This window comes from Maribacter sp. BPC-D8 (assembly GCF_035207705.1).
Lineage (GTDB): Bacteria > Bacteroidota > Bacteroidia > Flavobacteriales > Flavobacteriaceae > Maribacter.
The window spans coordinates 3,195,048-3,216,916 of sequence record NZ_CP128187.1; the positions used below are offsets into that span (position 1 = coordinate 3,195,048).

At 32.9% G+C, this 21,869-nt stretch carries 15 protein-coding genes; 3 read left to right on the forward strand and 12 right to left on the reverse strand.

Annotated elements, in window-relative coordinates; all coding sequences use genetic code 11:
- Positions 1 to 217: 217 nt before the first annotated feature.
- From QSV08_RS14055 to QSV08_RS14095, 9 genes are all read right to left on the reverse strand, one after another.
- Positions 218 to 940, reverse strand: coding sequence for a WecB/TagA/CpsF family glycosyltransferase (locus QSV08_RS14055; protein ID WP_324024130.1), 723 nt, complete (start codon positions 938 to 940; stop codon positions 218 to 220).
- Between the two features lie 219 nt (positions 941 to 1,159).
- Positions 1,160 to 2,731 carry a hypothetical protein gene (locus QSV08_RS14060; protein ID WP_324024132.1) on the reverse strand — a complete coding sequence of 524 codons (1,572 nt, stop codon included), beginning with the start codon at positions 2,729 to 2,731 and terminating at the stop codon, positions 1,160 to 1,162.
- Positions 2,732 to 2,736: 5 nt separating this feature from the next.
- A complete protein-coding gene (locus tag QSV08_RS14065) occupies positions 2,737 to 5,058 on the reverse strand; it encodes a GumC family protein (protein WP_324028376.1) in 2,322 nt (773 codons plus the stop codon).
- A 135-nt stretch (positions 5,059 to 5,193) separates the two neighbouring features.
- The gene (locus QSV08_RS14070) at positions 5,194 to 6,330 is read right to left on the reverse strand and encodes a glycosyltransferase family 4 protein (RefSeq protein WP_324024134.1); all 1,137 of its coding nucleotides are present in this window, start codon (positions 6,328 to 6,330) and stop codon (positions 5,194 to 5,196) included.
- A 31-nt stretch (positions 6,331 to 6,361) separates the two neighbouring features.
- On the reverse strand, positions 6,362 to 7,273 hold the full coding sequence (locus QSV08_RS14075; RefSeq protein WP_324024136.1) for a glycosyltransferase: 912 nt from the start codon (positions 7,271 to 7,273) through the stop codon (positions 6,362 to 6,364).
- A gap of 33 nt (positions 7,274 to 7,306) precedes the next feature.
- Positions 7,307 to 8,164 (reverse strand): hypothetical protein, encoded by an 858-nt coding sequence (locus QSV08_RS14080; RefSeq protein WP_324024138.1) that lies wholly within the window; start codon positions 8,162 to 8,164, stop codon positions 7,307 to 7,309.
- A 51-nt stretch (positions 8,165 to 8,215) separates the two neighbouring features.
- Positions 8,216 to 9,433: an O-antigen ligase family protein gene (locus tag QSV08_RS14085; RefSeq protein ID WP_324024140.1), complete on the reverse strand. Its 1,218-nt coding sequence runs from the start codon at positions 9,431 to 9,433 to the stop codon at positions 8,216 to 8,218.
- Between the two features lie 54 nt (positions 9,434 to 9,487).
- The gene (locus QSV08_RS14090) at positions 9,488 to 10,852 is read right to left on the reverse strand and encodes a lipopolysaccharide biosynthesis protein (RefSeq protein WP_324024141.1); all 1,365 of its coding nucleotides are present in this window, start codon (positions 10,850 to 10,852) and stop codon (positions 9,488 to 9,490) included.
- 74 nt (positions 10,853 to 10,926) lie between these two features.
- On the reverse strand, positions 10,927 to 12,036 hold the full coding sequence (locus tag QSV08_RS14095; RefSeq protein ID WP_324024142.1) for a glycosyltransferase family 4 protein: 1,110 nt from the start codon (positions 12,034 to 12,036) through the stop codon (positions 10,927 to 10,929).
- Between the two features lie 580 nt (positions 12,037 to 12,616).
- Between QSV08_RS14095 and QSV08_RS14100 the strand changes: the two genes are divergently transcribed.
- Positions 12,617 to 12,754 (forward strand): hypothetical protein, encoded by a 138-nt coding sequence (locus QSV08_RS14100; protein ID WP_324024144.1) that lies wholly within the window; start codon positions 12,617 to 12,619, stop codon positions 12,752 to 12,754.
- Positions 12,755 to 12,997: 243 nt separating this feature from the next.
- Here the strand turns inward: QSV08_RS14100 and QSV08_RS14105 are convergent, their stop codons facing one another.
- Positions 12,998 to 16,027 carry a DNA polymerase III subunit alpha gene (locus QSV08_RS14105; protein WP_324024146.1) on the reverse strand — a complete coding sequence of 1,010 codons (3,030 nt, stop codon included), beginning with the start codon at positions 16,025 to 16,027 and terminating at the stop codon, positions 12,998 to 13,000.
- Between the two features lie 815 nt (positions 16,028 to 16,842).
- Entirely contained in the window at positions 16,843 to 18,057 is a 1,215-nt protein-coding gene (gene dinB, locus QSV08_RS14110; RefSeq protein ID WP_324024148.1) for a DNA polymerase IV, read from the reverse strand.
- 276 nt (positions 18,058 to 18,333) lie between these two features.
- Here dinB and QSV08_RS14115 point away from each other — a divergent pair, with 276 nt between their 5' ends.
- Complete coding sequence (locus QSV08_RS14115) at positions 18,334 to 19,239, forward strand: hypothetical protein (RefSeq protein WP_324024150.1); 906 nt, start codon at positions 18,334 to 18,336, stop codon at positions 19,237 to 19,239.
- 1 nt (position 19,240) lies between these two features.
- On the opposite strand, the gene QSV08_RS14120 is transcribed toward QSV08_RS14115, so the two are convergent.
- Positions 19,241 to 20,194 carry a hypothetical protein gene (locus QSV08_RS14120; RefSeq protein WP_324024152.1) on the reverse strand — a complete coding sequence of 318 codons (954 nt, stop codon included), beginning with the start codon at positions 20,192 to 20,194 and terminating at the stop codon, positions 19,241 to 19,243.
- A gap of 271 nt (positions 20,195 to 20,465) precedes the next feature.
- Between QSV08_RS14120 and QSV08_RS14125 the strand changes: the two genes are divergently transcribed.
- The gene (locus QSV08_RS14125) at positions 20,466 to 21,839 is read left to right on the forward strand and encodes a hypothetical protein (RefSeq protein ID WP_324024154.1); all 1,374 of its coding nucleotides are present in this window, start codon (positions 20,466 to 20,468) and stop codon (positions 21,837 to 21,839) included.
- The last annotated feature ends 30 nt before the right edge of the window (positions 21,840 to 21,869 follow it).

Consider the following 21,869-nt stretch of genomic DNA (forward strand, 5'->3'; position numbering starts at 1 on the left):
TAATTTTAATCAAAAATAATTCAAACAGAACATAATTCAGAATTCTATCCAAGCTAATGTTGACTTAAGATACATTTCTACTGGCTTAGCACACTTTTAAGATTTAGAGATTTAGTATACCGACTGTACGAGCAATAAAGCTTACAGACTAAAAAACGCAATAAATTTGGTGAAATGGCAGAATTAGAAATACAAAAACTTTAAAGTTTAATCAACATTAGTTAATAAAATGCTTACCAAAATATTTTAAACTAAGAACTTCAACAATAAATTTAGGTGTAGAAACTAAATTTCTGCTCGCTAACCTCTTAGGGTCTTTTAAAAAACGAGGCAACCATTCTAAACCTATATTAATCCAAAACTGAGAAGGTCTTTTTACTGTACCAGCATAAAAATCAAATACAGCTCCTATACAACATGTAATTTGTACATCAAGATCATTTTTATTGTCAGCTACCCATTTTTCCTGTTTTGGTGCCGTCATACCAACAAATAATACATCAGGACCAAACTCATTAACTTGGTTACACATTTCCAAACTATCATCAACAGTAAATTCTGATTTGAAAGGCGGAGAATAAGAACCTATTCTAATATTTGGATATTCAATTTTCGCTTTTGCATCAATCAAACTAAGAGTTTCATTTGATGCACCAAGAAAAAAGCATGTTCCTTTCGTTTTTTCTAAATAAGCAAGCAAGTGTACAAAAATATCATAGCCAGCAATTTTATTGAATTTTTTATTTTTCAACATTTTACCTGCCCACACAATACCAATTCCATCTGGCAACAAAAAATCAGAGGCTAATAATGCACTTTTAAAAGAAGGGTCTTTTTCTGCTACACAATAACTATGAGGATTTATTGTATTAATAACAACTTTGTTGTGTAAAGGTAATTTAGGTAATTTGGTAACAATATTATAATCTAAAATTCTCATTAGGGGGTCTTTTAATAAGCGCCGATATGCGAATAAGCTGCGCTGTTGAACATTAATTTAAGCTAACTGTAGTAAATTATTAAATCTTTCACATTTTATTTCACCTGCAAGCTTAGTGTTTCTTATATAATTAAAAACCAAATGGTTATTATTTATTTAAATCTTAAACAGCTTTTAATCTGTTATATTCAATTCTTAGATAAATCAACCAAATAAAAATCAGTTAATTTGTTGCCATTCACTTCCGTCACTTTGTAACCATATAACATCATTATTAGGTATAAAGCTTAATTTATTACCTTTCATATCTACATACTGTAGATTAATCCGAACGGGAATATTTTTTAAATTCTTAAACATAAAAATATGTCCTAGATTTGAAGCTAAGGCACTTGGCATGACTAATTGCTCAACGGTTGAAGTTATTATTAATGTGTTATCTACTATTGAAACTGCCTCCTTTTTCTTGATCAATTTTCGAATTGTATTTACATTAGATTCTGCATTATTTTTATATGTACCACTCGAAGTAGTAATTGTACCATCTACTATCAAATTGCCACCTACATGAAGTGTTGCTTGTGGTGCCTGAACATTAATACCTACTCGTTGATTTTGACCTAGCCTCATTAATTCATTACCTGATACAGAAAACCCTACCTCACCAGATAACAATGCAAACATTCCAGAGTTAAAGGCTACACTAAAGTGATATCCAGGAAAACTAGCAGTACCAATACCATTATTAATTCTATTTGTCCTTGTAGTACCATTAACATGTAAGGTACTCAAAGGGGCTGAAACGCCAACTCCAAGTCTTTTATTTTGGTTATCCCAAAATAAATTATTGTTATCTTGAGTAGGGTCACCGGTAGTATCATTCGCAAAAAAAATAGAGCCAGCATCTCCAAAATGACGTCCATTAATATTTCCTACAAAAAAGGTAGTAGGGGTATTTTCTTCATCTGTATAAGTATAAGTCCCATCACCATTATCCGTTAGAGTAGAAACCACAGTAGATTGATTATTACTCAAGTCAAAAGTAGTTTCAATATCTTGTTCATCGGTATACGTATAAGTATCATCTCCATTATCTACCAAAGTAGAAATTACAGATGATTGATTATTATTTAAATCTATGGTGGTTTGATTATCTATTTCGTCAGTATAAGTGTAAGTGCCATCACCATTATTTACTAATGTAGAGATTATGGAAGATTGTGACCCATTTAAATCAATAATTGTTAGATTACCCTCTTCATCAGTATAAGTGTATGTACCATCACCATTATTTTCTAAGGTAGAGAGTAAGGTAGTTTGAGATATATTCAAATCAATGATAGTTTCAACGCCTAATTCATTGACATAAGTATAGGTATTGTCTCCATTTGAACCTAATGTTGTTATTGATTCACTAGCGCCGTCAAAACTAAACGGAAGATTCTCTCCATTGTCAACCGTAAAAGTACCATTACCATTATCTGTAATTGAAAGGGAACTATTGTTAGAGTCATGGCACAAGTTATTCCAATTAGTCCCATTAAAATAGTGTAGGCATTTTATATCTGTATTATAAACTATTGCGCCTTCTAATGGTATTAAAAGCTCCATTTGAGTTGTATTCATTCTATTAATTACAAATACCTTAGTAGAGCTTTCAAGTTCCAAGAGAGAAGATGAATTTAGGTTTTGTAAATTATCACCTATTTTAATCTGAGTGTAAGCTAGATTGCTCCATAAAACAGCAATCAAAACAAGAAACACATTTCGTAAACTAAAAAACATTTCCATTTAATTTAATTTTTAGATGTTCCAGAATAATTATAATTATAATTTTTTCGCAAATCGAATTTGACATCATTTAGTACAAAAGCCATATTCTTAAGTTTTCCATTTCTATTAAGTTCTACTGCCTCTTGCAAAATTTCTTTTTCAGTAAATCCTGCTCGTGTAACAAACAAGGTTACATCTGCAAAATTCGATATTAGCAAAGTATCAGTTACAGGAATAATAGGAGCTGTGTCAACAATTATTATATCAAAAACTTTTTTGGCATCTGTTATAAAATCTGCAAAAGCATCACTAGATAATAATTGAGGAGCATTTGGAGGGATACTTCCACTTAATAAAACATGATGATTAGTGGTCTTTTGCACACCAGAGTGTATATAATCTTTCCAATTCATTTTAGCGTCCAATAAATAATCAGTAAGACCAACTGAATTAATGTTCATTCCTAAATAATTATGTAGTTCAGGGTTTCGTAAATCTGCACCAACCAATAACACCTTTTTATTAACACTAGCATATGCTACAGAAAGGTTATAAGATAAAAGACTTTTACCTTCTCCTGAAACGGCGGAAGTCACATAGATGACATTACTTGATATATTTTTTTCCCTTGGCAACAAATAATTAATATTTGTTGCCAAAATACGATAAGACTCAGCCAAAGGAGAACGATCGTTTATTCCATTAAATAATTTTTCTACTTTAAAATGTGGTATTTCAACTAAAAAAGGAATATTAGGTAATACATATTTAATATCCTGTCGGTTACGAATTTTACTATCAATAGCAAATCGCACATATAAAAAGGCAAAAGGCAAAAACAAACCTAACAAGCCGGAAACCCCTAGTAGTATGATTTTATTTGGCGAAACAGGAATACTATTTGTTAATCCATAATCTACAACTTTTATGGAAGGTTCGGTAACTGCTAAATTTATAGCTGCTTCCTCCCGTTTTTGTAATAGCAATAGAAAAAGGTTTTCTTTAATACTTTGCTGACGCTCAATAGAACGAAGTTTTTTCTCTTTTTCTGGTAATCGAGCAAAAACACTATTTACCCTACTTTGTTCTAGATTCAGTTGCTTTAATGAAGTTCGTAATTGAGTATCATAAATATCTAAAGTTTTTATAACATTCACCTTAGCGTTGTCTAATTGTGCGGATATAGTCATAAGACTGGGATGTTGCTCACCTACATTTTCTTTTAATTTATTTCTTTGAAGTACTAAATCATTATATCGACTTACAATATTATTAAGACCAGAATTTTCCAAACCTACATCCACGGGCAATAACTCAAATGCTCCTTGGTTTATAACAGATCTTTTTAATAGCGCTGAAAGTGAAATTTGAGTTTCCAAATTAGCTACATTGTTTTCAGTTTCGGATTTCCGGTCTAAAGATACTTCAGCATCCGCCTCTATATAAGATAAATTATTCTCCTGTTTAAAATCTTGTTTCCCACCTTCAATAGAGTCCAATTCAGTCGAGAGGTATAAAAATCGTTCATCTATAAAGTCAATTGTTCTGCGTGATATTTGTTGACGATCTAAAATACCATCTTGATTAAACTTAGCTATTACAGTATTTAAAATTGCTTCAGAAAGTTCTGGATTTTGCCCTTTTAAGGCTAATTCAATAATATCACTATCCTTTGAAGTTCTTGCCACTTGTAAATCTCTAGCTAAACTTAAAACAGTTTCTTTTTTAGAATGCAGTTCTACCCTATACGTGGTATTTTCAAAATCTTCATAGTTCAAACCAGAAGATAACTTTATACGAAATGGCAGTCCAACTAATGCAGAATCTAAGTTAGAAAAAGAAATGTGCCGTTTAAAATCATCATCATTTGTTACCTCTATTTCATCAGTATCAATATGAATATTAAACAACACTGGTCTTTTTAAACTGTCTTCAGAAATATCCTTAATTATACTAAAGGCAGGTTCCGAGCTTCGATTATTTTTAAGATGTCCTTTTTTAAAATAAAGAACATCTAAATTTAACTCATTTACAACTTGACTAAGAATTCTAAATGATTTCAGTACTTCAGTTTCATTGTCAATATTTATTTTAGAATTACTACCAAGCATAGACAATGCATCTGCCGAAACATTAAGTTCTTTAGTTTCATCTGTGATTTTAATTTTCGCAAAAGAATAATAAATTACGTTGGCATAACGTAGATATAAAAAAGCTAACGACAAGCAAAGTATAAAGCTTACCAAAAACCAAGGCCAAAAATTAATATATCTTTTAAGTAAATTTTTAAATGTCAATTCCTTATTTTCTGAATCAAATTCTAGTTCAACGGGAGCATTTTTCATTTTCAATTCTTATTATTTCTTATTTTATCTTAAATCTTAGTTAGGATAATTTTAATTAAACAAGAAAATCATCATCGGATAAAATTTTCTTTTACAGTAATATCTTTCTACTATATTCATATTGACAACTATAATCTATTTATTTGCACTTTTTAAAATTTTTGAAAATCTCTTTTCAAAAACCTCAAGTGTGAAATTTTTATCATACCTCACTCTACCAGCATTACCCATTTGTTGACGTAATTCTGGATTATTTGCTAATAATTCCATTTTTTTCGCTAAATCCTCTTCATTCTTTTTTGGAACTAAAAAAGCTGTTACTCCATCTTCAACTACATCTGGTATACCACCTTCAAAAGTGGTGATAACTGGCAAACTTGCTTGCATAGCTTCTAGAATAACCAAACCGAAGGTGTCATTATAGGTCGGAAATACAAAAACATCTGCATTCAAGAAAAAATCTATTTTATCTTCATTATATTTTTTACCGTGAGCGAACACCATTCCTTCTAAATCAAATTCTTTAACAGTTTCATTAAACATATCTTCTGTAAAATCTGACCAGGCACCTACAAAATGAAACTTAAAATCAACTCCTTTTTCCTTTAATATACGACAAGATTTTAATTGGGTTACGACACCTTTATTAATCATCATATTAGATAACCAAAGAAATGTACACGGTTGGTTATTCTTAAACTTTGTAGGTATATTATTACTATAAATTTCAGGGATACCATTTGGGCAATAGAAAACATCTTTCTCATCTACAAAAGAAGCCAAATCATGATACAACAAAGGTGTTAACAAAATGCTTTTTGTGTTTTTAAAACATATTTTATATAAAAACCTGTCAATTCGGCGATTTTCATATTCACTTACCCCCTTGTTATGAAAATGGAAGAGAATTTTTTTTCTAAATAACTTTAGAAAAATAACAATGATAAAATCTTTATAGAAACCCAGTCCTTTAGCGTTTAATGTTATATAACATAAGTCCGTCTTATTAAAAATAAGATGTTTAATTATCTTAAAAACAATACTTAAGAACCACAAAGTCGACGACCATATCTTGTGCCCTATTTCTTCTAAAGTGTTTGAAGTTGATAAGTTTATATATGTTGCTTTTATCGGACCATTAATCAATTCACTATCTTTTATCATTTTACCAACAACAGCCGCACCGTGTATAGGCGGTGGTAAATGCATAATAAAAAGTATCGAAGGCTTTATTAACTGTTTCTCGATAGTATTAGAATTATTCTGTCGCATATTTTAAATAAAATAATGAGTTGTTTTTAGTTTATTGAAATCGAAAAAAGTTTAACACTTTATATTTCACTCTATTTTTAATACTATTCAAAGCTTTAAATTCAGCAATGATATTTTGATTTAATTTTATCTCTTTCATAAAATTAAAATCGATTTCAGAAGTTATATCTAAATGCACATCATACCTCTTATTAGATTGTTTTGTATTTGTCGCATTATCATTAAAACCAATATTCTTAACTTTTGAAACCAATGGAAAAACACTCCATAATTTATTCTTATGCTGATGGTAGCTATAACGAATAGCCCAAGAATCAACCTCACCATTTTGTTGACGTTTAAGCATACTATACATATCACTACCCCAGCTATTAAATTCTTTAATTTCTGGTTTATTTTGAGAGAATTCACTGAAGTCTTTAACTTCCCAATCTATCCCAATCCATTTCTTTTTCCATGTTCCCCATCCCCAAGATGAACTTCTTTTTGCAAAAAACATATCGTACGGATATTCTTTAGATTTTCTTACACTTATAGTATTATTAAAACCACAAATGGAAGAAATGTTTTCGTTATGTTCATAATAATTTAACGCCTTATTCATGTATTCAAGAAAATTCGAGCTAACCAATAAATCATCTTCCAAAACAATAACTGTATTATGAGTTTCTAAAACTTCAGAAACACCATCTAGTATTGAAGATGCTAACCCTTTATTAGATTCTGAAAATTTATAAATGACCTTTTTAAAACCATCTATAGATTTTAAAAAATCTCTAACCTGTTCAACAGACTCACTGTCTTTAAAAGATCTGGGACCATCTGAAAACAAATAAAGAATTGTTTCATTGGCTAATTTTGCAGATTTAAGATTATTAACAGTTGCTTTTAATTCATTTAAACGATTATAAGAAAATAGAAGCACAGGACTGATTTCATTCATAATGACTCTTAAATTATATTTTTTTAATGGCAATTAAGCTTTAAATTTCCTTTGAATAACTTGTTTGACAATCTGCCACAAACCTTTTAAAGTCAGTTTTAATCCTCCAACTCGAATCGAAAAAAGAACTGGATTCATTTTTTTACCTATGTACGAATCATATTTTTCAACAGGCAAGTTTAAAATAACTGGTAATATAGATTTGACGAAAGGTATTCCATGATGACCTGTTTTAAAATGGTAAATATTTAATGGTAGTTGGCTTATATGCAAAAATTGTTCATTATCCCAAGAACTATTTCTAGAACAAAAATAATGTATGGTGTTAGGGTTTTTAATGAAAGGAAGCACATCATAATAAGAATTTAAAAAATTATTTTCATTCTCTCTAAAAACTATAGGGTCAATCATTTCACTAGACCTTTTTAAAAGAGAATTTACTTCAAACTGCCCATTAAATGAATATATAATATCTGCCCCCAATTGCTGACCATATAATACGGCAGCAAAACCTCCAGAAGAACTGCCTATTGTTATTACAGAATATCCCTTGGTTTCCTCTTTTAAAAAATCTAATAAAGCAACAGGGTTATTTACTTTACTGTTTACACCAGTTAAATACCATTGCTTTTTAATATCCCTCAACAAAATATGTTTGTGCCCTTTTTTTATTCTGGTTCCATACCACTCAAATTTATTATTATCAACAATTTCTTTATCAAATACCTCTTGAGTATTAGGATAGTAAATATTATTACTACTGAAATAAATTATACAATATTCTTTTGGTTGTGATTCATCAATTTCTATTACGTAATTATTATTATTTTCATAAACAGATTTAATCTCTTCTGAGTCAGTTTGAAAAACGAAACTTTCTTTTACTTTCATATTGAACTAAAATTTAAAACAAAACCTTAATTAAAATTTCAATTAAAGTTTTCAAATTATTTTTACTTTATTATTCACCTTAAAGTTATTTCTAGCTGTTATTAAATCTATCGACAACACAAGAAAACATAAACCCCAAAAATCTTCTGCACTAAATAAATTTGACGAGAACATCCCGTAAAAAAAAGATTGAAGAAATAATAATATTATCCAACCAGCAGCATGTTTATATCGTAAAAGTTGAAAACATTTTATTAATGATAATAATGCCATAACTATAAATGGAATACCTCCAATCAATCCTGTAGTCATAAATACCTCCAGAAAATAATTATGTGGATAAGAGCCCTTTCCTATTCCTGACGAGATTAAATAGAAACTTCCAAAAATCGGAGAATCTTTAATTTTACCTAAAACGTTTAAATATATCCCATCTCTACCACTTGAATCTCCACTCTCTATTGAAGCCAATAGTCTTGTCACTATATCACTTTCTATCATTTCTGATAATTGAATTATAACGCCAATAGAGAACCATAGAATTAGAAAAGAGCAAAAGACTATGAACAAACCTTTTAAAAAACTATAATCGGAAAGAACATAGAAAACAACAACTAACAATAGCACCACCACAGGCGAACGAGACCCTGAACGCATAATAGAAACTATCCCTAGTAAAACCAAAAGAGGATATATCAACAAACTAAACTTAAACTTATAATTTTTGTATCCATAAATAGCCACAATAGCCATTGAACATCCCATTTTACCATAATTAATTGTATTTACAGTTGAATTTGCATCGAAACGACCAATTAATGGTGGTGGACTAGGTATGGCAACAAAAAAAGCAATTAGTAAGCCTAAGGCAAGTGTAAATAAAAAGAAGTAATAAGATGATTTTGTTGAAAAAGAATCTTCATATCTAAATGAAAACGCAACTAAAACACATAAAAAGAAACCTATCAAATCGATTGGACTACCTAGATCAATTGGGTAATTTTGCAAAAAAACATCAATAGCTATATTCAGAAAATAAACGAATGTCACGAATAAAAACAACTTCTCTCCCCAGTTAAGTATAAAGATTTTCTTTTTAAACTTATGAATTAACCAAAACCCCATAACTGCCCTTATTAACCAAATTCCATTAGTAAATAAAGAAGCAGGCAGCCCTATAAAATCAGGAATAAAGGTTATCAATAAAAAAAGGCTATAAAAATTTAATGAAAAATGATATTTAGCTTTATAACTTTGATAAAATTCCATAAAATCTTTGAGTTTATCACCATATTTTAATGGTGTAAAAATTCTGCTATTTTTCTATTGATTCCAAATCCCTTTGGCTCTATTTAAAATAATTTTTTCATACTGTATTTGATAAAATATGAGTGGAATAGTTAGCATCACACAAGAAGCTAGGACCACCCCACTTAATCCAAAGTTTAAAGTTTTAGCTAAAAATATACTTAACGGTATGTTTAAGGTCATAGTTACAAAACTAATATAAGTTTGCAGGCGAATCTTGCCTGTTCCATTCAAAAATTGAATATAAATAGACTGATATGTTAATAACAAAACAAACAACGCCATAGAACATGACAACTCTATGGGAACAACAACTTCATCCCCAACCCATATTTTATAAAACCAATTTGATAATAAAACCATAATCAACATCAAAACAGGGAACATCAACCAAATTCTTTGAACATTTTTCACAGAGTTTCTTATCCACTTTATATCATTATTAACATAGGCTTCTGTAATAGATGACCAATAAGGAGATACTAAAACCGTATGAGCAACAAAAAGTATGGAAAAATATTTTTGAGCAATACTGTAAGGGACCACTTCCTCAGGTCCAAAAATTTGAGTGATAACAAAATTATCAGTTGACATAAGAACCATAAAAGCAATCTGAATAATAAAAAAGTTTAAACCAATCCCAGTAATTTCCTTTAAATATTCTAGTTTAAAGTATTTATATGATGGCTTATATTTATTATAAGTTGATGAAAAAGAAATAAAATTAAGTGTCAATAAAATCAACACAGGAATAGCTGAAAAAATAACACCATATAATAAAAGTGAACCTGGTTGAAAATTAAGAAGCACCCAAACCATTAAAAGTGACAAAACTTTTGTAGCAAATTCTATTTTATGATAAATTGAATGATGTTGATCCGCAGCATAAATAGTATTAATTAACTTAACTACCAATTGCAGTCCAAAAAAAACAAAAACTACTGGCATTAAAATACTCAAATCATCATCCAATTCCGTAGTAGTATTAAAAACAGTAGACCATTTGATAAAAAAATTACAAATTATAAATAAAACAATTAAGCATAAGCTAATGAAACCAATGGTAAAATATGCACAACTAACATAGGTCTTAGCCAATTCCAAGTCACCTTTTGCTTTTGCCTCTGCAAATTTATTTCTAAGACCACTACCTAAACCAATATCAAAAAAAGAAAACCAAATTACAAATGAACTTAACGTAAGCCAGACACCATAATTTTCTTTATCTAAATAATTCATCGTTAAGGGAACTATTAAAAATCCAGAAACAATACCTCCAACTTTATATAGAGTAGACCACCCCATATGTTTGACAATATTCTTTGTCCTATCAGAATTAATTCCGAACCTACTAAATAATGATGATTTTGATTTTTCCAAAACTTTAATTTCGTTCTTTAACTCTACACATTAATTTTGAAATACTATAAATAAGATAACTTTGATATATAAAATTATAATTTAGGAATCTCTATTTTAATTTTACCGTTGCGTTGTACCAGTAAGAATGGAAATAAACAAATAAGTGGCAATACTACACTAATTATATATAGTTGTACTGTTAAATACAAATCGCTTAAAACAAATGCTATTTGAATTACAAAAATATTACAAATAGCGACTATTAAGGTCGATTTAATATGTGAAAAACCATTATCCAAAAGACGGTGATGTATATGATTTCGGTCTGCTGAAAATGGACTTTTACCATTATTTATTCGTATAATAAATACCCTAACCGTATCTAAAATTGGATACGCCAATATTGCTAAAACCATAATAGGAGCATTAGAGACAGTATATGCTGTTTGTTCCATTTCATTAACACTTAAAAATGATATGGCTTGATATGCCAACAGAAAACCAAGAAACAAAGACCCAGAATCTCCCATGAATAATTTACGTGAACGAGACAAATTATATCGTAAAAAACCCAGTAATACACCAATTAAACTAAAACTGACCAATACAAATAAGTATTCTTTGTTCATTGCAAAATAAACACCAAAGGAGGTATTCACAATAATAGCTACAGAAGATGCCAAACCATCTATGCCGTCTATTAAATTAAAGGCGTTAATTATAAACACAAATATAAATATGGAGAAAACTACCGAAAACACATAGTGCAAATCACCCACACCAAACATTCCATAAAAGCTCTCTATTCGAACATCTGTACATAAAACAACTAGCGCAGCAGAAAATATTTGCCCAACAAATTTCTTTTTAGGGGAGAGATTTAATAAATCATCTTTTATACCAAGAAATAAAAGTATAATTATACCACCTAATATCGATAATAACTTTATTAAATCTTCTTGATTAAGCTTGGTAAGAATACCAAGTAAAATAATAGCTAATGAAAAGGTTATAAACATACCTATACCGCCAAGTGTTGCTGTTTTATTAACATGACCACTTCGTTCAATAGGATCGTCCATCAATTTCTTTTTATGTGCTAAATATATAATTACCGGATATATTCGCATTGACACTAAAAGTGAGAAAACAATTGAAAAGAATGCTAAAAAGTAAATGTTGCTAAATAAATCGTAAATCATAATCGTTATTTTGTCTATTATCATCCCCCCGAGGGAAGGGCATAAACAACTAGACCAAAAACACAAGTGCATTTAGATATTGAATACAAAATACTATAACCATCTTTAAAAAAGAGGGTTAATACTTAATGGTTTTGTTAGTGTTCTAACACAAAAGTATTCTTTATTTTTTCTTTTTCTTAACGCAACAACCATCTTTATTGTTTGTATTCGACAAACTGCATGATTAATACGAAATACTGCATTAAAATATTATTTTAACAAGATTAAACTTACTTTAAAACTAACCACTTACTGAGACTTTTATAGCTATATAAGGCACTTGAGAAGAATTACCATACATGAATCAACTAAAACAAAACTCATATTCAAAAATTTTAGCAGTTAATATTTAGAGTAATTTAGATATGCGATCTTGTATTTTTTTAATAAAAATGTGTTTGAATATTATTTCAGTTCGTATTATATATAAAAACATTAATTAGTAGTTACTCTCATATTTTGACGGTTAAACACCAACACTACTTTATGAGCTACTTTTCTCTCCAATAACAACCAAACAAACTCGTAAATTGCCATCATGAAAAAATTAATACAATTCTTTGGTGCCTGGTACGGTGCAAAGAAAATAGGCGGAGGTAAATGTGGTTGTATTGGAACCTTTTTTGTGTTCTTACTGCTATTTTGGATATTAGGTTATGTACTTGATGCTTTTTGATGTTGGTTACTTCGGCTACGCTCAGCACAAGTGTTGGTTTTTGCGCTGTGCGCTAAACGCTGGACGCTATACGCTTTTTGGTTGTTGGTTACTTCGGCTACGCTCAGCACAAGTGTTGGCTGTCGGTTAATGGTTATCGCACTGAGCGTGTAATCTGCGCAAAGCTCATTGCGCATTGCGCATAGCAGTTTCTCTCTTCTTTATTTTCTATACCCTATTTTCTGTTGTTCTTTTATCTATTCTCTAACTTCTATTTTCTATTTTCTTCTCTCCAGTTCTCTTTTTATCAAAAACCTTTGCACTAGTCTTCATATCAGCATACCTTGGATCTTGAATGAAGTCTTGTTTTATTAGTTTAATAACCTCTATACTTAAAAAACCGAATTCACTGACCACTTTACCGTAGAACCGATAAATTCCTCTTCCCCTAAACATATATTTCTCTGCTACTGGCGGAAATAGTACGGCATCAAAAACTTGCCCTTGTTGGTCTAACAATGTCGCAAAGTACATTGCTTTGCCTTTATGGGTCTTCGTGCTTTTTACGGTAATCAAATATCCGTAGATATCGATATTTTTATTCAGATACTTTTCGAAATCTTTACTGCCGGAACTATTAAATGGCACCTCTTCTAAAAGTTCAAACGGACTACATAAACTGAAACCAAACAATTCTAACTGCGTAAAAGCAACTTCTAAATTAGTGCTGTATAATGACGGAATTTCAAAATGTTGTTGTTTTGGTACGAACAATTTTGGGTGGTCTATTTTTTTGGTTTTGTTTAAGAACAAATGTGCTTTCCAGAGGAGTTCGTGTTTGTTGGTATCCGTAAATCGGAATGCATCAATCCGTATTAAAATACTGATTTGCTCTATGGAGATTATCAGTCTGTCCAAAAAATCTTCCAACGATATAAAATCACCTTTCACGAAGCGGTCTTTTAAAATACGCTCCATCACCCTTTGTTCTAATTCCCGCAAATAGCCTAATCCTAAATACAAATCCTTACCATAAATACGATTTCCCGAATTACTTCTATTTACGCATGGTGGATGAATTGTTGCACCCAACATACGGGCTTCGTGTACGTAGAATTCGGGTCTATAAAATCCGCCACCATTATTAAGCACCGCCACCATATATTCTAACGGATAGTAGGCACGCAAAAACAAACTCTGGTAACTTTCTACGGCATACGATGCAGAATGCCCTTTAGCAAAAGCATAGCCTGCAAAACTCGCTACTTGGTCCCAAATCTCGGTAATGAGTTTCTCGGCATATCCTTTTTTACGGCAATTATCCATAAACTTGTCTTGCACTTTCTGAAACTCCTCTCGCGAACGGAACTTACCACTCATACCGCGTCGTAATACATCAGCTTCTCCTAAATCTAGGTCTGCAAAATGGTGGGCTACTTTTATTACATCTTCTTGATAGACCATTACTCCGTAAGTCTCTGGCATAATTTCTAGCATCACTGGGTGTGCCAGCTCCTCTGCCCTACCCTTGTTACGATGGCGAAGAATATACTCGCGCATCATTCCGCTTTTAGACACTCCCGGGCGAATAATAGAACTTGCAGCTACCAAACCCAAATAGGTATCAACTTCCAGCTTCTTCAATAACATCCGCATGGCGGGAGACTCCACATAAAAACAACCCATACACTGCGCCGTTTTCACCAAATTATTGATTTTAGGGTCTCTCTTAAACGCCTTGATATCATGAATATCAAACTTGGCAAATTCCTCGGGACGGTCACGTTCTAAAATATCAAGCGTCTCCTTTATTTTCGAGAGTCCGCGTTGGGCAAGAATATCGAACTTAAAAATACCGACATCTTCAGCGATAATCATATCGAACTGCGTGGTGGGGAATCCCTTTGGAGGCATATTGGTCGCCGAAAACCAGTGAATAGGTTTCTCGGTAATTAGAATTCCGCCTGCATGTATACTCAGGTAATTAGGCATACCATGTAGCAGCTGTGTGTATTTCAATACTAAAGTTGAAATAGTATCTAACCTGCTTTCCTGAATATTACCATCGCACAACAAATCTATTTCATCTTTTGGCAGACCGAAAACCTTACCAAGCTCACGAATTACACCCCGAGATTGGAAAGTAACGTAGGTACCCAACAGTGCCACATTTTCGAAACGATTAAAAATATATTCCGTCATTACAGGTCTGTCCCGATGCGAGAAATCAATATCAAAATCGGGCGGATTCACACGGTACAGATTAATAAATCGCTCAAAATACAAGTCGAGCTCCATAGGGTCTACATCGGTAATAAAAAGCAGGTATGCCACAATGCTATTGGCACCACTACCCCTACCCACATAAAAGAAATTCTGTTTTCGGGCATAGGTGACAATATCCCAATTGATAAGAAAGTAAGAGACAAAATTCATCTCTTTAATGAGATACAGCTCTTTCGCTAAGCGATCCAATACAGCCTGGTCAATTTCTGGGTAACGCTTGGGCAATCCCTCTTGACATAACTGCTCTAGAAAAACCTCATCCTCTTTGGTACTGCCTAAATACTTACTTAAATTCTGAGGTTTTCGCCCTGTAGTAAAATCGAAATGAATGGAACAGGCATCCATCAACTGCTGGGTATTTTCTAGAATAAAACTATGTTCAGAAAAATGCGCCGCCAAGTTTGGTATCGCATACATATGTTCATCATCACGTGCCTGTTCGGTAACCGATAACATACTCAATAAGGTGTTGTTATCTATGGCACGCAGTAATCGATGTGCATTAAAATCGCGCTTGTTCCTGAACGTGACTGGCTGTAGCAATACAATTTTATCGCGCTGCTCTAACAATTTTGAAAACCGGAGTCGTTTTAGCTCATTTACAGAAACCCCTATAAACTCATGTTCAGCAAAGACTTTCTTTTCACTCTCCAACACTTTCTCGAAGGGATAAATAACAAACACCTCTTTAAAATCTGGAGCGGTATCTGGTATTTTCTTGTCTTGATGAATGTGATGCGATAAGAAATTATTGAGTTCTAGAAATCCCTCATTATTCTTTGCTACCCCTACAAAGCAAGGCTCTACTCCGTTTCGAAAATCGATACCTAAAATAGGTCGCACATCATATTCAGGTGCTTTACGAACAAAGTTTAAACAAGCCGATGTATTATTAATGTCTGTCAATACCAATTGCGTTACCCCATGTGCCTTCGCTAATTGCAAAAGCTCTATCTCGGAGAAAGTCCCGTAGCGAAGGCTGTAGTATGTGTGGTTGTTTAGGTACACTTTTTTCGTTGTTGGTTGTTGGTTTTTTGCGCTGAACGCTTGACGCTACGCGCTATACGCTTTGTCTTTGGTTGTTGGTTGTTCGTGTTTGCGCTTCGCATGTGGCGTTGGGCGCGACACGCTGTTCGCTATGCGCAGTGCGCTTTTTTATTGTTTGTTTTTTGCGCTTCGCGTGTGGCGCTCGGCGCGATGCGTTTTTCTCTCTTCTCTATTTTCTATATTCTCTTTTCTAACTCAGTAATTCACTTCCGCTACCCTCAGTGAACGGATCTCGTCTTTGCGAGGTTTTTTCACCGAAGCAATCTGCCGAAAATGAGTACTAAGGATTATCATTGTTACCCCGATTCAACAGATCACTTCGTCTTGCCTCCTCTTTTTGGTTGTTCGTTGTTGGTTGTCAGTTGATGGTTGTCGGTTGTTCGTTTTTTTTTGCACAGTACGCTGTTCGCTTGACGCTACGCGCTATACGCTATTTTTTTTGCGCTTCGCGTGTGGCGCTCGGCGCGATGCGTTTTTCTCTCTTCTCTATTTTCTATATTCTCTTTTCTAACTCAGTAATTCACTTCCGCTACCCTCAGTGAACGGATCTCGTCTTTGCGAGGTTTTTTCACCGAAGCAATCTGCCGAAAATGAGTACTAAGGATTATCATTGTTACCCCGATTCAACAGATCACTTCGTCTTGCCTCCTCGTGAAGACGTTTATACCCTAAGCGTTTTTCATCCTTAACAAACAACCAACAACTGACAACCATCAACCAACAACCAACAACGAACAACCAACAACATTTCATTCCCCCTTCGGGGGCTAGGGGGATTACATCTTCCTATGCGCCAACACAACAGGTGGTAATCCGTTGAAAGGGTTATGCATTCTACCAATTGTTTTTGCTCCCATGCCCGATGCTCGTAATACACTTTTTTCTCCGTAGCGTTTTCTAATATTATCCATTGCATTATAGAGGCTTAGAATTTCTTCGGTATCATCAAAAAGGTTGATTTGATAATTACCAGATACCAAATGACTAAAACGTATACCAATTAGCCTCACTAATAACCTACGGTTATATAAGGTCTTGAACAGGTCTAGAATTTTAGGTATTAGAATATGGTCTCCGCTAGTATAAGGAATCCGCATTTGCTTTGAGTAGGTATTAAAATCTGAATATCGAATCTTTACTGAAATACAAGCAGTTAGCTTATCTCCACGTCGTAATTGATATGCCAGGTTTTCGGTCATAGCAATGAGAATACCACGTAGTCTATTTACATCAATCGTATCTTTATTAAAAGTTCGTTCGGTAGAGATAGATTTTCGTTCGCAAAACGGAATCACAGGTGTATTATCTATCCCATTGGCACGTTTCCATATTACTCCGCCATTAGCGCCCAAAACCCGCTGCATGACCTCCATAGGCATCTCTTGCACGCTACGCACTTGTCGTAAACCAAGATTCCGTAAGGTCTGATAGGTTTTATCACCCACCATCGGTATTTTTTTAATCGATAATGGTGCTAAAAAAGGTTTCTCCAATCCCTCATCTATCTTCAACTGATTGTTTGGTTTCGCCTCGTTCGTGGCTACTTTAGACACCACTTTATTCGCTGATAATCCGAAGGAAATGGGGAGTCCCGTTTCTCGAATAATCTTCTTTCGCATTTGAGAAGCATACTGGTAGCAGCCAAAAAAGCGATCCATGCCGGTAAGATCTGCATAGAACTCATCGATACTCGATTTTTCGAATACCGGTACGTACTCTTTTATAATTTCCGTCACCACATCTGAGTGCTTACTATAGTCACCCGCATTACCTCGAATTACAACAGCATCGGGACACAGTTCGCGCGCCATTTTCATGGGCATACCCGAATGCACTCCGAATCCGCGGGTTTCATAACTACATGCCGCTACCACGCCACGGTCTCCCGTACCGCCTACCAATAAAGGCTTATTCTGCAACTCACGATTATTGAGTCGTTCTACTGATACATAAAAAGTATCTAAATCTATATGAAGTATTGTCTTGCTCATAACTATCCCTCTGAAAAATCGGGATAGCTAAATTATGGAATATTTCCATTTATTAGGATTATTTCCATTTTTTAACATTAAAAAATAATAGCCCTAAGTATTATATAATTAGTAAAACAGCTCTTGAAAAAAAATTAATATGACCTAAATGAATTAAAAGGCTCTTGCTATTATATTAAAATGGCATAAATTTTCGTTTAGTGTCATATATCTTGTAGATTATAGAGGTCTTAAACAAGAATCGTTTAATACTATCTTTAAGATAATACAGTACACATGCGCCAAATTCATTTTATATTTTTATCTGCCCTATTGCTAGTATCTACTATTAGTTTTGCGCAAGATATTGCTACCATAAATATCGTTTCCCCAAACGAAAGTACTGTCTGGAATATTCCCGACAAAATTGCTTTGCAGTGGAATACCGTAAAAATAGATACTAGCAAGTCCATTCGTTTTTTTCTAGTACGTAATGAAATGGTAGTGCAAGAGCTTGGTTCTTTTAAGAATGATGGTTTTGAAGACGGAATAGAATTGGCAAAAAACATTGGCTCTGGCAATAGATACCAAGTAGTTGCCATAGAATTATTCCCCGATGACAAATTCAATATTGCTAAAAAGGCAACTCCGTTCTTTTCGATTATAAACGTAGCATCTGACGAAAGAAAGAAAAAACAGCAATTGGCAAATGCCAACACAGTAACCCCGAAAAATAAGAAGTCTAGGTCGAAAGCAAAGAAAAAAGCAAAAGAGAAAATAGCACCTAAGCGAACTGCAATCGCCCAAGCCGAAAACAAGCCTGAACCTACAACTGAAAGCAAACCTGAAGTTAGAGATAGCTTCGATGGTAGAAAAATTTCATACACCAAAGAATTCGAGTTCAGCTCTGAAGATATTGTTATAAAAATATGGGATCACGGCAGACAAGATGGCGATATTGTATCTATTTATCTGAACGGCGTTCAAGTAATTAAAAAGTACTACTTAACCTATTGGAAAAAGGAATTCAAGATTAAACTTGACCCGACAAAATCTAATGATTTATTCCTTTACGCCCATAATTTAGGCGATTCGCCACCAAATACGGTTTCGGTAGAAATATCTGATGGTGAAAAATCTGAAAATATTGTTTTGAACTCCGACCTAAAAAGTTGCGAGGCGGTATTGATTAGTGTAAAGTAATTTATCCTTTCATAAACTGAATTAGATAAGCAATTAGAATACTCACGAAAAGACCCATATTTACTTTGGCAAAATCATTGACCAACATTTTATAGGTTTTCTTCAATTCACCTTTCTTTAGGCGGTAGCTTATAGCAATTTCTCTACCCGCCAAAATTCCAATAAACGCCCACGTGGTACTCATAGGTATGGTGTTCACTGATGTAAAAAAGAACAATAACAACGCATAACAAGCATCTATTATAGTTGCCGAACGAATATGTTGCGTATTCGATTTTTGATTGACTATACCTTGAATCTTGCCTCCTTTCGAATTAAATATATATGCCATAATAAGCAAAATGAGCGCTAAGGAAAATACTAATTCGTAAAGTGATAATTGCCTCGGCAGAAATACAAAAATATTGGCAAAATCTTGTATTAACCACTGCGACCAAAGAAAACCTGTTGAAAACCATTGCGCAACGATCCAATAAGGACGCTGCTTTTTCTTATCCATTAATCGAATAGAAGCCGGAGATTCAAACTTTTTCGTCAAAAACAGATACAACACAAATGCGGCAACGAAGGCTAGTGCATATCCGAATACCGATTTAAGAATCATTTTTTCTATCAATTGACTCGATGAAAAAACACTTAAAATCATAAACGTAGTACTCGCAGGTATACCGAACCGGGTAATTACCATTAAAGAGATCGGTGCTAATAAATACCACCATGGCATTGGATCAGGTAGCGGAATATTCGACAACCTACCATAAGAAACATCACCACCATTAATATACCAGCCATAAACCAAAGTAACCGTTAAAATAGAGCCTGCAAAACCCCATAAAAGCCACCATTTCACATTTGCGTTAGATGTCATAAACGTACCTAAGGTCTGTATAACATCATTAGCGATCACAGCATATGCTGCTACAATAAAACCTAAATAAAAAATATATTGATCCATTTATAATTTTGATATATAGTCTTTTTTACCACTAACAATCAATGCATTACCCTTTAAAAAATAAAGGCCGAAAGTAGTACTAAAATTGATGCGCCCATTTTATTTTATGAACTATTTATCAGTCCCTTTTTCTACTGTAAAAAATGATTTGATAATTTACTTACACCCACCTCAATTGTTCAAAACATGAGCATTAAAAGAAACAGATGCCTATCTTTAAAGCACAACCTAAAACAAACACGATTAGGTAGCTTAACCATTATTAGCATAAATGCCATTTAAAACTTTCTTTGATGAACCTGATAATTATAAGAATCGATTTGATTTTTATGAGCAAGGCGGCTCACCACTATTGCTTAAAAAGTTTATAGAAACTATTGAGGGGCAAAGAGGTGATATTGAAGAAATCAATATTTCTTGGTATTTGTACAACAACCAACATTTGCATGACTATTTGAAACAGGTAGCAGCAGATGGCATTATCGTAAATGTTATTACAATACCCTTAGAAGGCTATGATAATAACAAACCTAAATTTCTAGAAAATCTTGCAACAGGAGAAAAGTCAGACAAAAGTGTGACCAAGTATAATTTAGCAAGAAAAATTTATGGGGAGATGTACAGATCAACATCGCACGAAAACTTTAATTTATATATGTTCCCTCATTTATATGTACGCAGTGCCCGCGTAAAAAAATTCTCAAGAGGCTCTCTACCCTATTCTTTACATATTAAATCGGCTTACATTAAAAAGAAAAGTGGCTATATAGCTTTAATGAGTTCGTCAAATTTAGCAGTACGAGATTTGGTAAAAAACGAATCTATGATTTGTATAGAAGACGAACCAAATTATGAGGGAAACATAAAAGCGTTTTACAAGAATTTGATCAGTAATTCAGTTGCTATTAAAGATTACAAAACGTCTTTAAACACCACATGTAATACATGTAAGAAACTTGAATATAAGTTTTCAAATTCGGCATTTATTACTGCACCATTTTATGACAATTCTGCCAATATTCTAGAAAAAACATTATCAGAATATATAGTAGCAGCAAAAGAAAGAATTATAGTTTGCGCCCAGCATTTGGCAGCGTTTAATTACAAATTCAATGCTAAGCATCATGCTACTATCAATAAAAGTGAAATTCGAAAAGGTATATTAGGCGATGTAATTACCATGGCGAACAAAGGGATAGAAGTCACTTTTTTATCACAGACTTTTGCACCTTTAACCGAAGATGCAGAGAAATTTAAAGAGATGAAATTTAGAAGACCTGCGAACACAAATAGTTTTCAGCAATTCTACAGTCAGGTCAAGCGTTCTGAGAATATTGAGTACTTTGTAAATGAGCACATTCATTCAAAATTCATACTCATTGATAATATGCTAATTTACTGTTCTTATAATTTCACTCCCACTCAATTTATTTATCTAGACAACGTGAATATCACTCAATTTACGAATATGCCAGATTTAAGCTATAGCGGAATACATTGCGAAGTAGGTATGCATCTTGTCATTAAAGATGAAAGTACCATAAAGGCTTTTGAAAAAAATGTCGCCAGTATTAAACGTAAGAAGGAAACCATACAAGTAATTAACTTCGGGGCAAGCCAACGAGGTATTAACTTGAAGACATAATTAATATTTAGACGTACGCATCTGAGCATT

Coding starts and splice junctions, on each gene's coding strand:
- QSV08_RS14120 (WP_324024152.1), bottom strand. CDS start 20,194: ATGGATCAATATATTTTTTATTTAGGTTTTATTGTAGCAGCATATGCT.
- QSV08_RS14100 (WP_324024144.1), top strand. CDS start 12,617: ATGAAAAAATTAATACAATTCTTTGGTGCCTGGTACGGTGCAAAGAAA.
- QSV08_RS14095 (WP_324024142.1), bottom strand. CDS start 12,036: ATGATTTACGATTTATTTAGCAACATTTACTTTTTAGCATTCTTTTCA.
- QSV08_RS14080 (WP_324024138.1), bottom strand. CDS start 8,164: ATGAAAGTAAAAGAAAGTTTCGTTTTTCAAACTGACTCAGAAGAGATT.
- QSV08_RS14125 (WP_324024154.1), top strand. CDS start 20,466: ATGCCATTTAAAACTTTCTTTGATGAACCTGATAATTATAAGAATCGA.
- QSV08_RS14115 (WP_324024150.1), top strand. CDS start 18,334: ATGCGCCAAATTCATTTTATATTTTTATCTGCCCTATTGCTAGTATCT.
- QSV08_RS14065 (WP_324028376.1), bottom strand. CDS start 5,058: ATGAAAAATGCTCCCGTTGAACTAGAATTTGATTCAGAAAATAAGGAA.
- QSV08_RS14055 (WP_324024130.1), bottom strand. CDS start 940: ATGAGAATTTTAGATTATAATATTGTTACCAAATTACCTAAATTACCT.
- QSV08_RS14085 (WP_324024140.1), bottom strand. CDS start 9,433: ATGGAATTTTATCAAAGTTATAAAGCTAAATATCATTTTTCATTAAAT.
- QSV08_RS14060 (WP_324024132.1), bottom strand. CDS start 2,731: ATGGAAATGTTTTTTAGTTTACGAAATGTGTTTCTTGTTTTGATTGCT.
- QSV08_RS14070 (WP_324024134.1), bottom strand. CDS start 6,330: ATGCGACAGAATAATTCTAATACTATCGAGAAACAGTTAATAAAGCCT.
- dinB (WP_324024148.1), bottom strand. CDS start 18,057: ATGAGCAAGACAATACTTCATATAGATTTAGATACTTTTTATGTATCA.
- QSV08_RS14075 (WP_324024136.1), bottom strand. CDS start 7,273: ATGAATGAAATCAGTCCTGTGCTTCTATTTTCTTATAATCGTTTAAAT.